The following is a 13,596-nucleotide window of genomic DNA, read 5'->3' as shown; positions in this document are numbered from 1 at the left end:
AGTAGTGCTGCTTGAGCAACAACCAGCCACCTGCACGTCGTGACACAGGTGTCTGGCACCAAAGCTTAGTATGCACACTGGGTCGACCGAGCGCGCGACGGCGGAAATCAGCTAATACCTGATTGAATTCGAGCGGGGCCATCCACAGACGAAAATCGATGTTCTTTTATTACTTCTTAAATCACGCACCGTCAACCTCAGCTTAAAGCTGTGGCGATGGAGTCCCAATAAATAGTTACCTTGAACTGGAAGTTAACGCGTACGCGGCTGTAAGTATGTGTATAGCAGCGACAAGAGCCCAACCACAAGCAGGCTTATCATCCCGTACGCCGAGGGGAACAGCGCTAACCGAGGATCACCTATTACCGTCGTTGCAACGACTATTGCCAGCAATCCATTCTGCATACCCACTTCTACTATCACCGAAAGCCGCTGAGGAATAGATAAGCGAAATACTTTCGCCAGGGCGTAACTTAACAGCATGGTCACAATCAAAAGCTCAATAACTACACTGCCCGCAAAGCGCATATTATCGATCATGTAGTCACTTTCTTTAACCATCAACGCAACGACCATCAGCATCAGCACAATTCCAGAAAGGATGCGTGTTGGCTTTTCCATTTTGTCAGCAAAATCCTGATACAAATTACCAATCAACATTCCTATGGATACCGGCGCCAATGTCATTACGAACAGCTGAATCATGAGCTTGAATTTGGGAATTTCCACTTCACCTACTTCAACGCCGAGAAAGTACTCGGTCGAGAGATACAACGCAACGGGCATGGTAATAATGATAAGAAAGCTGCTCAGGGTCGTTAGAAGAATCGACAACGCTATATCTGCGCGCAAAATATAGGAGATAACATTGGATGTTGCACCGCCCGGACAGGTTGAAAGAATGACCAAGCCCAAGGCCAGCTCTGGAGGCAGGTCCTGTACAACCGCGATTGTTACTCCGATTACAGGAAGGAGTAAAATTTGCGCACCAAGCCCCAACAGAACGGCTTTGGGGTATTTTATTAGCTGTTTGAAGGACTCCAGTCGTATGCTAAGCCCCATGCCACACATAATTGCCGCCAACGCTACGGGAGCTACATAATTAAGAATAAGTTCCAGGGCACCCATACAAAATACACTCTTTTTATATCAAAGACGTTATTGTGTCTTCGAATTATTCAAGTAGTACAACAACGCAGCAATGCCCTAGTCGCCACGTTCTATCCTGTCGATAAGATCATTTCGAATTCGGTGCAACATTTCATTTAACTGCACCTTTTCTTTTTCATTAAGGCAAGAAACGATCAATTCCACTTCAACATCGGACTCTTTATCAATTTTTTTCGCGACCTTTCGACCTTTAGCGGTAAGAAAAACACGCTTCGTTGCGCGACCGTTTGTATTATGAGCCTCCCTCATCACCAGGTCTTTTTCTTCAAGCGTTCTTATCAACTTGGTGATGCCACCTTTGGCCATATCGAGTGCGTCGGCGATTTCCTGCTGAGTACTCCCCTCGATAAAACACAAATATGAGATGAGATACCACTCAGCGCGAGTAAGATCCATTCCCGACATTTTAGTATCAAAGTGCTTTCTTATTAGCCGTCCCAGATCAATTATCAAATACGCAGATAGATCCAGTAGTTTTTCTCTAGGTTTTATGGTTTCCATTAAATAACAATCCGTTCGCGATTTTTCTTGAAAGCCCTATTATCTCAGCGGTAATAACAAACAGTATCGTTAGCCATTGTTGATTCCTAATGGCGAACTCTCGCATACGATCAATGGACTGAAAATTGACCAAGCCATTTTCCAGCGTACGCTAGTCTGAAGTATCGGCGGCGACTAACTCTGTCAATGGCACTCGCAGAAAAATTAACAACCTCAGCCTACCAGGAAATGACCGAACCTTTACCTCGTGCGCTCGGGGGTCCCTCTTTGTATTACCCCGCTTCGTATATGACCATGCGCAACGCCATTGGCGCTCGCGGGGTGCTGCAACTTTGACAAGTTAACATACACTAATATAGCATTGTCAATTTTCCTTCGCTGGATAAATCCATGGTAACCAAGAAAACCAAGAATATTACTCGAAGGCTGCCTCCCGCTGAACGAAAACAGCAAATTGTGGAAGCGGCGCGAAGGGTTTTTATCCGCATGGGATTGAACGGCGCGCGAACAAAAGATATAGCCGAAGAAGCGTCCGTTACTGAACCCACCCTTTACATCTATTTCAACACCAAGCAGGATCTGTTCGACGCGGCGATTGTAGAACCGCTACAAAAGTTAATCAAACTGCCCAAAATGAAAGGGGTTGATTACGCGGAAGCCCCCTCTGCGAAAGAAAAGCGGGAAATTTGCCGCACTGCAATCAAGGAAATAGTAACGTCTATGGCTGACGTCTATCCCTTGCTTATTACCGCACAATTTTCTGACCAGGAGTCAGGCACAGCGATATACAATCACAATATTTATCCAATCCTAAAGGAAATAGGCAAAGCTGCCAGTGTCGGGTTTGATATTCCAGATAGCGATTACGCCGAATTTGTCGCGTTGTCCACTTTCGGATTAAGTTTTTCTATAGTGATGCATCACCATTACATGAACCTCCCGCTGGACATCGATAAGGCTTCAGATAGAATCACCGGCTTGTTACTTGACGGGGTGGCCTAACCCGGTTGCTTTTTGCTATTTCCCCCTTCCCACGTCATGCCAATCGGCTACTTCACGCCATTTTCTGAACTATGCCTTGCGCTAATCTATAGCATCACTATTTTTTTGAAACAATTCCCTTAGCCAGCAACGACCCAAGCTGTCCGCTACTCATGCCCAGCACATCCAACAGTACCTCCTCGGTATCGGCGCCTAAAGAAGGCGCAGGCTTTGCATCGACTCGACCGGTGGCAAAGTTCAGCGGCACACTGGGCGACAATAGCTCACCAATGCCCACTTGCTGCACACGACTGAACATCGGGTTGTCGGTCGAGCAGGAAGGGTCTTCCCTCACCAGTTCAGCCACCGTTTGATACTTGCCCCAGCATACACCGCAGTCATCGAAGCGCGCCTGCACCTCTGCGAAGGAATGGGTGGCGATCCACGGCCCAATGATTTCAGCAAGTTCTACCCGCGCCTTGAATCGTTCACCCTCAAGGTTCAGGTCTACCTTTAGTCGCTCGGCCAGTGCAGCAACAGCGGCTGCGGAGTCAGTGGCTTTCACCAAGGATTGCCACTGCTTTAATGACAGCCCCACAACCATCACCCGCGCGCCGTCGGCGGTGGCGAAATCCCGTCCAAAGGCGCCGAACAAGTCGTTGCCACAGCCCTTCCGCTCAACACCCAGCTCCGCTTCAGCGATAAAGCCCAGGTGGGCCATCACCGATAGCGCCACGTCTTCCAGCGGCAGTTGTACGTGCTGGCCTTGACCGCTACGCAAACGGTGCCGCTCCGCCGCCAAGAGGCCCACCGCAGCCATCTGTCCGGTCACTAAATCCCAGGCTGGGAGCACGTGATTAACCACTAGTTCCTTGCCCTCGCGGGCAGGCCCGGTTAAATAGGGTAAGCCAAGACGGGGGTTAAGGGTGTAGTCCAACGCGGAACCGCCGTGACGGTCGCCCTGAATGGTCAGCTGAATCAGGTCGTTGCGCTGTTCCGCAAGGGCATGATAGTCCAGCCACCCCCGCGCAGGAAAGTTGGTGAGCAGCATTCCAGCATCCTGCCCCGGTGCACAGATCAGTTGCTGAGCGAGCTCCCGACCTTCGGGTTTGGCGATGTCAATCGCCACTGAGCGTTTGTGTTTGTTCAGTCCCGCCCAGAACAGGGAGTCGTTGTTCTCGGTTACCGGCCAACGTCGGTAATCCAGCCCACCCTGGGGACGGTCAATGCGGATGACATCTGCGCCCATCTGGGCCAAGGTCATACCACCGAGTGGTGCAGCAACAAAGGCAGACAGCTCGACGACACGCATGCCCTCGAGAATCGCCGGTTTCTGTTGCGTCGTTTCGCGGTGATGTTCGCTGCTCATGCTGCGGACTCGGTCAGCGCGGATTCCATCAAACTGCGCGCAATCACTTTCAGTGCCAAGGTTTCTTCCGCTCCCTCAAAAATTGACAGCACCCGGGCATCGACGAAATAGCGGCTTACCGGCATTTCCTCGGCGTAGCCCATACCGCCGTGAATTTGCAGGGCCTCCCGACTGACGATTTCGGCACTGCGACAGGCGAACAGTTTCACCAGACTTGCTTCCATACGGCCACCACCCTCGTCGAGGATACGCGCCACGGCATAAGCGAGGTAACGACTGGCGGCATAGCGGGCGGCCATTTTGGCCAGCTTCGCTGAGGTCAGCGAGTATTCCAGCAGAGGCCGGGAAAACACCTTGCGTTCCTCGGCATAACGCAACCCCGCCAGTAAAGAGGCACGCATCACACCGCTGGCGCGAGCGGCGGTCTGCATCCGCCCGCCCATCATGCCGCTCATGGTGTAATAGAAGCCCTTGCCCAATCCGTCCTTCTCGCCAATCACATTGGCGTCCGGCACAAAGTAATCTTCAAAGGACACATCGAAGGAGTGCATACCGCGATAACCAATGGTTGGAATGGCGCGGCCAATAATGCGGCCACCGCCCTCCTGGCGATAATCGAATTCGTGGCCGTCAAAGGAGGGTTTTTCCGCCAACAGCAAGCTCAGTCCGCGATAGCCCTTGCTGACATCGGGGTCAGTACGGGTGACCACCATCATCACCCCGGCCTTGCCCGCGAAGGTGCACCAGGTTTTTGCGCCGTTAAGCAACCAGCCGCCGTCGGTTTTGGTGCCGCGCAATTTAAGGCTGGCAACATCGCTGCCAAAGTCCGGCTCGGTAATGGCGATGGCACACAATGGATCACCCTGGGCGAGGCGGGGCAGCCACTGCTGCTTCTGTTCTTCGGTACCGCCACTCATCAGCGCTCTGGACAGAATTTCGGGACGGGTAATCAAGCTCCCCGCAGCCGCCAGGGAGGCTTCCGACAGCGCCTCGGTGACCACAACCATGCCGAGGTTATCATCGCGGTCGTCCGGTGCACTGCCGCCGTATTGTTCTGGAATAGACAGGCCGAACACTCCCATTTCACGCAGGGGTTGCAGCAGGGTGTCCTCGGGCACCGTCAGGTCCTGACGGTGAATGTCCTCGGCCAGCGGAGCCACTTGCTCAGCGGCAAAGCGCTGGAACATATCCTGTACCATCGACAGGTCTTCGTTAAGGGTAATCCGTGCGATCTGCTCCGGGTTATCGGCCATCAACCGCGCGGTGGCCAACAGATAGCCGTCACTCAGGGCCTCTTTGCGCAGTGCTCGGCTTGCAGGATCACTGTGTATCGCCGCCAGTGCGGTCGCAGCGTTGCCGTTGATGTCCAGATCAATCGCTTCAAGACGGTCCCGCAGTAAAGTAAGAGCCTCGGCAACAAAAATCATCGCCAGCCGCGACTCAAGTTCGCCGTTACTTTCCTGTAAAACCCGCACCGCCTGCTCGGCGGCGAGCAGTTCGGCATTGGCCCAGGCCAATTCATAACAGGACACCTGACGGCGATCGAGTATTTCGCCGTCAAGCTTTCCGCCAGTGGCACACTGGGACGCCAGTTCACGGGTTGCGGTTTCGGTTTGTTCCCGCAATCTGCCCAGCAGATCGGCTATCGCTTTTACATTAATGGTGTCGGTCATCATTGTGTCCTATCACTTGCCACCGGGCGGTGTCGCTCACGGAGGTCAATAGTCATCGGTTTGTTCGGGGTCAGGCGGGCGCCCGGCGCAATAATTCCTGTGCGCGTAAAATCACCGGGCGATCGACCATTTTGCCGTTAAAGGCAAAGGCACCACGGCCTTCGGCCTCCGCCTCGGCCACTGCCGCCAGCAGGGCACGTGCCTCGGCGAGCTGCTCCTCACTGGGGCTAAACCCCGCGTTGAGCAGTGCCGCCTGCTTGGGGTGAATGCAAAATGCGCCAACAAAACCCATTTCACTCGCCCGCTTAACACTGGCAGCAAAGGCCTGTTCGTCACTGTATTCGGCAATACTCGAGGGAAAGCCAAAGGGCAAAATCCCCGCCCGGCGACAGGCAAACACCACCATTTGATTGGGTAGATACAGGGCCTCGGGGGTTGGCACCATCCCCGCCGATGCAGAGAAGTCCTCTGAGCCAAGGCTCATGCCTATTAGCCGTGGTGTCGATGTGGCAATGGCATCGAGGTTTGGCAGCGCCTGCACATCTTCAATTTGGGCAATCAATGCAATTCCGCCCACCGGTAGTCCCAGCCGAGCCTCTATGGCATCCAGTTTGTCGGCGGTACGTTTCAGCAAGGACCCGTCGTTTACCTTGGGAATCACCAGGGCGGCAACGCCGGGGCGCGCTGAGTATTCGAGATCAGCGTCCAGCAATGGCGAGCGCCCGTTGTGGTCGCTGTCGTTATTCACCCTTACCAGCACACCCACCTTGTGGGCAGCAATTTGCTGGGCCCCTGCGGCGATGCTTTCCCGTGCCTGGGCTTTTAATTCCAGTGGCACGCTGTCTTCAAGGTCGAGAATGCAGGCGTCGGCACCGCGGGTATGGGCCTTGGCAACGAACTTTTCGACATGGGCAGGAAGAAACAGCATCGACCGCCATACGGCTTTTGGCTTGTGGCTCATGATGGCTCTCCCTCACTATTTGACGAGGCCGCAGAGGTCAGCGTCGCGCTGGCCTTCATGCCGACAAAACCCTCGTGGTCCACTGTCCACAAGGTGAGCTTGTCGCCATCCCGTCGGCCGCACACCTGAAATGGCTGATCGTCAAAGGTCGGGCGCTGGGCGCGGAAGGAAAAGGTGTCGATACGCTCGCCGGGAAATTGCCTGCTGGCGGATTCCGCCAGCAGGCTGGCCAGCAATGGGCCATGCACCACCAACGCGGGATAGAACTCGGTATTCACGGCGTAATCGCGGTCGTAGTGAATGCGATGGCTGTTGTAGGTCAGCGCGGAATACCGAAACAACATCACCGGGTCCGGGGTAATGGTTTCGCGCCATTGGGCGCCAATGTCCGTTTTATCTTCGGGGGCGGATTCACCGGGTGGTAAAGGCGCGGCAGACTGGGGCATTTCCCGGTAGACGATATTCTGGGTTTCCCGCACGCAGAGCTGTCCGGCTTGCGCGATGTCATGCTCCACATTGACGAACAGCAGCACGCCACTCTTACCCGCTTTCAAATCCACCGAGGCGATGCGGGAGGTTTTCTGTGCCGTCTGACCCAGTTCCAGAGGGCGAAGGATAGAAAATTTACCCGCCGCCCACATCCGCCGAGGCAGCGGTGACGGCGGCAAAAAGCCACCGGTCGCCGGGTGACCATCGGCACCGGTACCGGCACCACTTGGGGTATCGAGAAAGTACAGCCACTGCCAACACGGTGGTAACGCTCCGCCCGGGTGCGGGCGCTCGTCGCGGTTGAACACCCCGGCCAGTGCCTGAGCCGGGAAGGGACTGAGCCCATCCTCCAGCTGAATCGTTTTGCCTTCCCAACCTTTGAGGTATTCGATATCAATTGGGGTTTCGGTATTACTCGTCATAATCACCCCCTTCCACTGCGCGGGGCTTCTGCCGTGAGCAGGGTCTGGCCCAGGCGGACACGACGGCTCAGCCACAGCGCGGGACGGTAACGCATATCTCCGGTCTGCAATTCCATCGCTTCGAGAATCGCCAGAATACGCTCGCCGCCGACCTGTTCACCGAGGGTCAATGGCCCGGCGGGATACCCCAGCCCCAAACGCACCGCATCCTCCAGGTCCGCCACTGAGGCGATGCCCCGCTGAACAATATTGCAGGCGATGTTCACAATGGTGGCAAGGATTCGCTGGCAGACAAAACCCGGACTGTCATTGATTACCGTCACCGCCGCATTCTGCCCCAGCAAAGCATGAGCAGCATCGCGGCAACGGGCCTCAGTGACCGGGCTGATCATCAGTGTGCGGTGCTTATCGAGCCCAGGCAGCGGGTCAACTGCAACACAGCGGCGGGCGTCGAGATCCCGTTCGGCACAATAGATACTGACATCCCAGCCCCAGGGTTGAATCAATATCAGCTCGGCGTCGGCGGGCTGCTCCACAAGACGGGCACCCCCGGCGCTGACCAGCTCGCCCAGCGCTGCGCACTGGTCGGCATCAGGATCTACCCACACTGCGATAGTACCGGCCAATGCCGGGGTTTCCGCTGTCGGCGAATCCACCCGCTGACCATTGTCATAGCGATACCAGCCCTCGCCGGTCTTGCGACCAAACAGCCCCGCTGCGATACGCGGCGCGACCAATGGCGATGGCCTGAAACGTGGTTCCTGCTGGAATTGCTCGTAGATAGAGCTCATCACCTTGCCCGACACGTCGAGGCCGGTGAGGTCCATCAGCTCAAAGGGACCCATTTTAAAACCGGCCGCCTCTCGCATCAGGCGGTCGACATCCTCTGGGCTCGCGCACTGATCTTCAACAATACGCAGGCCCTCGGTATACAGCCCCCGCCCCGCGTGATTGACCAGAAAGCCCGGCTGATCCTCCGCCACAACGCCGCGATGACCGCAGGATTCGATCAAGGTTTTCAGTGCAGCGATATGTTCCGGTGCACTGCGCACCGCTGCAATAATTTCCGCCACTTTCATCAACGGCACGGGGTTAAAAAAATGCAGCCCCGCGACACGCTCCGGGTGTTTGCAGGCCGAGGCGATTTCCGCCACAGTCAGCGACGAGGTATTGCTGGCAAGAATACAGTCGCTGGCGACCACCCCCTCCAGCATTTCGAAAACAGCGCGTTTGGCATCAATATTTTCGATGATGGCTTCCACCACCAGATCGCAGCCGGCAAATTCCGCAACATCGCTACAGGGAATGATTCGCGCCAGGGTCACATCGGCCTCCTCCCGCTTCAGCCGTCCCTTGTCCACCGCCCGTTCAATCAAGCCGCTGACAAAATCGACCGCCTTGGCAACGGCTCCATCGACCGCATCGTAGCTGTATACCTCGTAGCCGGACTGGGCAAACAATTGAATAATGCCGCGCCCCATAGTGCCGGCGCCCAACACGCCGATTCGACGAATGTCCTTCATATCAACGCCCCTTGAATTCCGCTTTGCGCTTTTCCAGAAATGCGCTCATGCCTTCGCGCTTGTCGTCGGTATCAAACAGCAATAAAAATTCGCGATTTTCCAGCATCAGTGCGGCATCCAGCGGCAGGTCTGCGCCCTGGGCCAACACCCGCTTGATTGCCGCTATCGCCTTGGGCGGCATTTTGCTGGCCGACTTCGCCAATTGCTGCGCCCGGCCCAATGCTTCGCCCTCGGCAACCAGGTCGCTGATCAAACCCAGCTGATAGGCGCGTTCCGCGGTAATCGGCTCGCCGCTCATCAACATCATCGACGCGGTGGCCTTACCCACCGCACGAATCAATCGCTGGGTGCCACCGGCACCGGGCATAATGCCCACCCGGGCTTCGGGCTGACCGAAGCGAGCACTCGGGTCTGCCACAATCATGTCGCACATCATTACCAGCTCGCAGCCGGCACCCAGAGCAAACCCGCTAACCGCCGCGATCACCGGTTTACGGCACTGGGCCAGCGGTGCCCAATACTGACCAAGATCAATATCCGCCACCTGTTGCGAGCCCTTATCGACCAGCAAATTCAGGTCGGCCCCTGCGGCGAAGACCTGATCGCCACCGGTAATAACAATGGCCGCAACGCTGTCGTCTGCACTGAGCTCACGCATACCTTCGGCGATGGCCGCGCGCAGGGATAAATCCAGCGCGTTGCGTTTTTCAGGACGATTCAGGGTCAGTGTGGCCACCGCGCCGTCGCGGCTGATTACTACTGCATCATTCATGATTTACTCTTTGTTGGTTCCTTTGGCGCCTGGGTCTCTCACGGACTGGCGTATCACGATTCGGCGTATTCCCGGCTGACTGACCAGATGGTCTACCGCTGCGGCCAGTGCACAGGGGGCTGCTTGATCCACCGGGCGGCTTTCGCCAAACCTGCGGCTATGTCGCGCCAGGCAAGCGGTGTCGCCACGCAAGGCGATACTCACCATTTCAGCGGCCACCGCCGTCGGCCCTTTCCGCAGGTAATGGCTGGGTAAAATCCGGGTCGCGTTTGTCGTTGAAGGCGGCGAAGCCCTCGCGGAAATCATCGCCCAACAGCAGACAGGCCTGGTCGTCTTCTTCCCTCTGCCACTCCTCATCAAAGCTTGCCGAGGGGTGCATCAACCGCTGCTTGAGACGATAAAATGCCTCCCCCGGCAGCTCGGCCATAGTCGCCGCCTGAGCCACCGCCGCCGCCATAATATCCTCGCCGCCGTCACTGTCGGCCAGACCGATAGCCAGTGCCTCGGCATCGCCGATGATCTTGCCGCTGGTCATAATGCGTTTGGCCGTCGCCACCCCGACCCGCTCGGGCAAGGTACGCAGGGTGCCCCAGTCGGGCACCAGACCAAGACGCATAAACGGAAACAGAATCTTGCTGCCCTTGCCCACCACAATATGATCGCCGAGCAGGGCGAGGCCCACAGCGGCACCGGCGCAGAACCCCTCAACCGCCGACACCACAGGCACCTTGCTGCCCGACACCAATCGGCAGAGTTGATGAATATGCTGCATCCGCGCCCGTGCTCCGGCCTCGTCCAGCCCGGCCATGCTGGGCACATCGCCGCCAGCGGAAAACACCCCCTCCACGCCGCCTAGTACGATGGCTCTGCAATCACTATCCTCCGCCACCTCCCGCAGGGCATCGATCATCGACTGGCGCACATCGTAGTCGATGGCATTGCGCTTGGCGGGGCGGTTTATCAGTAAACGGCGCACATGCGGTGCCGGGGTATCTACACGAATCATCGACATTGCCGCCCCCTATTCGCCCAGTCGTCCGACAATGGAAATCGAGCAAACATTCTGGTTGGGCTGGCCACCCAGGTTGTGGATTAATCCGGTGCGCACATTACTCAGCTGGCGCTCGTCAGCCCGCCCCTGTAGTTGCAGGTACATTTCATAGAGCATACGAATGCCACTGGCCCCCACCGGATGACCGAAGCACTTGAGCCCGCCGTCGATCTGACAGGGGATGTCGCCGTTGGCGTCGAACTTGCCATCCAGCACGTCGCGGTAGGCCTGTCCCTCATCGGACAAACCGAGGTCTTCCATCGTCACCAGTTCGGTAATGGAGAAACAATCGTGAACCTCGGTCATGCTGATTTCTTCACGGGGATTGCGGATTCCCGCCTCCTCGTAGGCTTTCTTCGAGGCGATGCGCGCGGTGTGAACATAGCTGCCATCCCACTCGCTGCCCGACATTTCCCAGCCGTTAGACACCGACAATTGCAGGGCCTTGAAGCTCACCAGATCGGTTTTGCCCAGTTCACGGGCAATTTCCGGGCGGGTGACGATCACCGCAGCCGCGCCGTCGGACACACCGCAACAGTCGAACAACCCCAGCGGTTCGGCAATTTTCGGCGCTTTCAGGCACTGCTCGATGGTGATTTCCTTGCGCAGATGCGCCTTGGGATTTTTCGCGCCATTGGCGTGGCTTTTTACTGAAACATGGGAAATGGCTTGTTTAAGAGTCGCCTTATCAACATCGTGTTTGGCGCGATAGGCCGCAGCAAGCTGGGCGAAGTTGGCCGGGGCTACTGCTGCGGGATACCACTGGGGAATGTAGGTGCCCACCGTTGCCACGGGCAAACCGCCGTAGCCGGTGTCCTTGAGTTTTTCGACCCCGAGTGCAATGGCAATATCGCAGGCCCCGGAAGCCACACCGTATACCGCTGCTCGCACGGCCTCGGAGCCCCCCGCGCAAAAATTCTCCACCCGCGTGACACCGATGTTAGGTAGGCGCAAGGCGATGCCCATGGGAATGCCGCCGCGCCCGGTGCCCACATCTTCCATATGGGTAGAGAACCAGGCAGCGTCGAGTTGCTCGGGGGTGATTCCCGCATCGGTCATGGCTTCGTTATACGCCTCGACCATCAGGTCTTCGGGACTGGCGTCCCAGCGCTCGCCAAAGCGTGAACACCCCATCCCCAGAATGGCGACTTTATCTTTAATACCTTGTGGCATAGTGTTTTACTCCAGCGTCTCAGGACTGCGCGTCATTCTCGGGATAGGTCACCGGCTTGGCTTTCCAGAAGTAGCGTTTAAAGCCACGCAGTTCATCGATGTCTTTAATGCGGAATACCATTTTTACTTCGCTGCCGTTGTCGATATCGCCGGGGCGAACATCAGTGAATTCCATCAGCAGGCGGCCGCCGCCATCGAAGTCCACCTGCCCGTAGTGGTGGGGCGGTGCCATATAGGACGACAGGTATTCCGCCGACCAACTCAAAATACGGCCGTGTACGTCTGCCAGGGGATAGGGCTGCTGGGTATCCTGCTCGGGTTTTCCGGGGGTATAGCTGATCCGCGTCGGCGGAAAATGCACATCGCCACTGACTGAACAGCGCCCTGCAACAAAGCCCAGCAGGGCCTCGCGGTGACGCCAGCTGGTACTCAGGGCGGTTTTCTTGTCCTGCTCGCCGCGCATACCCCGCTCCAGCTTCAGTTGGCCCTTGTAGGCGAGGTAGCGGGTGTAACTGGTTTCTTCACAGCCGCCCTCCAATTGCGCCGCCAGGCTGGTCGCCGGGCGGAACCGGGTAATATGTTCGGTGACCTTCAATACCGCGCAGGCCATGCCGCTGCCGAACTGGGTTAATACAATGGTCTGACCGGGCGTGGCTTTTTCCAGTACTCCATTGAGCATCAACAGCGCATGGGCTGAGCCACTATCGCCAACGGTGGCCGACAGATTGTCCGCTACGGCGGCATCGGGAATGCCACAGCGTTTGGCCAGTTGCGCATCGGCTTTTTTAAAGACGGTGGGGAAAATAAAGTGATCGACCTCAGCGGCGGCCACCCCCGCCCGATCCAGGGCTTCGCTGACGGCGGCGGGGGCAATCTTGCCGATACCTTCGTCGCGTACCCAGCGCTCCTCCCAGTGATAATCAACGTCTTCACCGGCCATACGGAAATGATCGACAAAATCCACCGTGCGGCTGCTGGTGCCCAACACCTCGGCAAGCACCGGCTGGGCCTCACTGTGACAGCCGATGCGCACGGCGGCTGCCGCGTCGCCATAGTCCAGCTCCGGGGCGCTGGCAGCGCGGGTACGGCGATTACTCGCAGCCACCAGCAAACTGGTTTCGCCCGCCGCTTTCGCAGCGTTCACCAGCTGGCTGATTGACGCCACAGCAACACTTTGCGCGCCACTCACGTCGGCGGCATTCACCGCGTCCGGCAAGCACAGCGCACCGGCAACCACCGCCGCATTCAAGCGCTCGGCAAAGGGCAGGGTTTCCGACACCAGCAACAAGCGGGCGATATTGTCCCGAGTGTCACTGGGCGGGGTCGCATGTCGCGCGGCGGCCACCGCCAGCGTGATGGCATCTTCATCCCAATTTGCCATACAGCGATGGCCACGACCCTTGCTGACCAAACCCGGTGCAAACCAGGCATTGGCCTCCGCGACGACGCGGCGGGCAAGACGAAGATGGGGCAGGTAGGCACCGTATCCGGTGATTCCAATCGTCACAGTA

At 57.1% G+C, this 13,596-nt stretch carries 13 protein-coding genes; 1 reads left to right on the top strand and 12 read right to left on the bottom strand.

The window, feature by feature from the left end:
* Positions 1–252: 252 nt before the first annotated feature.
* Together HCU74_RS01280 and HCU74_RS01275 are read right to left on the bottom strand one after the other, a co-directional pair.
* Complete coding sequence (locus HCU74_RS01280) at positions 253–1,128, bottom strand: bile acid:sodium symporter family protein (RefSeq protein ID WP_168448584.1); 876 nt, start codon at positions 1,126–1,128, stop codon at positions 253–255.
* A gap of 78 nt (positions 1,129–1,206) precedes the next feature.
* Positions 1,207–1,671 (bottom strand): MarR family winged helix-turn-helix transcriptional regulator, encoded by a 465-nt coding sequence (locus HCU74_RS01275; RefSeq protein ID WP_168448583.1) that lies wholly within the window; start codon positions 1,669–1,671, stop codon positions 1,207–1,209.
* A 390-nt stretch (positions 1,672–2,061) separates the two neighbouring features.
* Here HCU74_RS01275 and HCU74_RS01270 point away from each other — a divergent pair, with 390 nt between their 5' ends.
* Positions 2,062–2,673 carry a TetR/AcrR family transcriptional regulator gene (locus tag HCU74_RS01270; protein WP_168448582.1) on the top strand — a complete coding sequence of 204 codons (612 nt, stop codon included), beginning with the start codon at positions 2,062–2,064 and terminating at the stop codon, positions 2,671–2,673.
* A gap of 97 nt (positions 2,674–2,770) precedes the next feature.
* Here HCU74_RS01270 and HCU74_RS01265 read toward each other — a convergent pair whose 3' ends face one another.
* From HCU74_RS01265 to HCU74_RS20245, 10 genes are all read right to left on the bottom strand, one after another.
* Positions 2,771–4,021 (bottom strand): CoA transferase, encoded by a 1,251-nt coding sequence (locus HCU74_RS01265; protein ID WP_168448581.1) that lies wholly within the window; start codon positions 4,019–4,021, stop codon positions 2,771–2,773.
* Positions 4,018–5,694: an acyl-CoA dehydrogenase family protein gene (locus HCU74_RS01260; RefSeq protein ID WP_168448580.1), complete on the bottom strand. Its 1,677-nt coding sequence runs from the start codon at positions 5,692–5,694 to the stop codon at positions 4,018–4,020. The genes HCU74_RS01265 and HCU74_RS01260 overlap by 4 nt, the downstream gene beginning before the upstream one ends.
* Before the next feature lie 70 nt (positions 5,695–5,764).
* A complete protein-coding gene (locus HCU74_RS01255) occupies positions 5,765–6,655 on the bottom strand; it encodes an HpcH/HpaI aldolase/citrate lyase family protein (RefSeq protein ID WP_246864390.1) in 891 nt (296 codons plus the stop codon).
* Entirely contained in the window at positions 6,652–7,566 is a 915-nt protein-coding gene (locus tag HCU74_RS01250; protein WP_168448579.1) for an HTD2 family dehydratase, read from the bottom strand. Before HCU74_RS01250 ends, HCU74_RS01255 begins: the two co-directional genes overlap by 4 nt.
* 2 nt (positions 7,567–7,568) lie before the next feature.
* Positions 7,569–9,089, bottom strand: coding sequence for a 3-hydroxyacyl-CoA dehydrogenase (locus tag HCU74_RS01245; protein WP_168448578.1), 1,521 nt, complete (start codon positions 9,087–9,089; stop codon positions 7,569–7,571).
* 1 nt (position 9,090) lies between these two features.
* Entirely contained in the window at positions 9,091–9,861 is a 771-nt protein-coding gene (locus HCU74_RS01240) for an enoyl-CoA hydratase-related protein (protein WP_168448577.1), read from the bottom strand.
* 3 nt (positions 9,862–9,864) lie between these two features.
* Entirely contained in the window at positions 9,865–10,068 is a 204-nt protein-coding gene (locus tag HCU74_RS01235; protein ID WP_168448576.1) for a hypothetical protein, read from the bottom strand.
* Position 10,069: 1 nt separating this feature from the next.
* Complete coding sequence (locus HCU74_RS01230; RefSeq protein ID WP_168448575.1) at positions 10,070–10,873, bottom strand: enoyl-CoA hydratase/isomerase family protein; 804 nt, start codon at positions 10,871–10,873, stop codon at positions 10,070–10,072.
* A gap of 9 nt (positions 10,874–10,882) precedes the next feature.
* A complete protein-coding gene (locus HCU74_RS01225; protein ID WP_168448574.1) occupies positions 10,883–12,085 on the bottom strand; it encodes an acetyl-CoA acetyltransferase in 1,203 nt (400 codons plus the stop codon).
* Between the two features lie 19 nt (positions 12,086–12,104).
* The gene (locus tag HCU74_RS20245; protein WP_210425066.1) at positions 12,105–13,592 is read right to left on the bottom strand and encodes a 3-oxoacyl-[acyl-carrier-protein] synthase III C-terminal domain-containing protein; all 1,488 of its coding nucleotides are present in this window, start codon (positions 13,590–13,592) and stop codon (positions 12,105–12,107) included.
* Positions 13,593–13,596: the final 4 nt, after the last annotated feature.

Origin of the sequence: Spongiibacter thalassae, from assembly GCF_012272835.1 — a bacterium.
GTDB lineage: Bacteria > Pseudomonadota > Gammaproteobacteria > Pseudomonadales > Spongiibacteraceae > Spongiibacter > Spongiibacter thalassae.
Note: the sequence above shows the minus strand (reverse complement) of the source record. Positions and strands in the feature narration are given on the sequence as shown.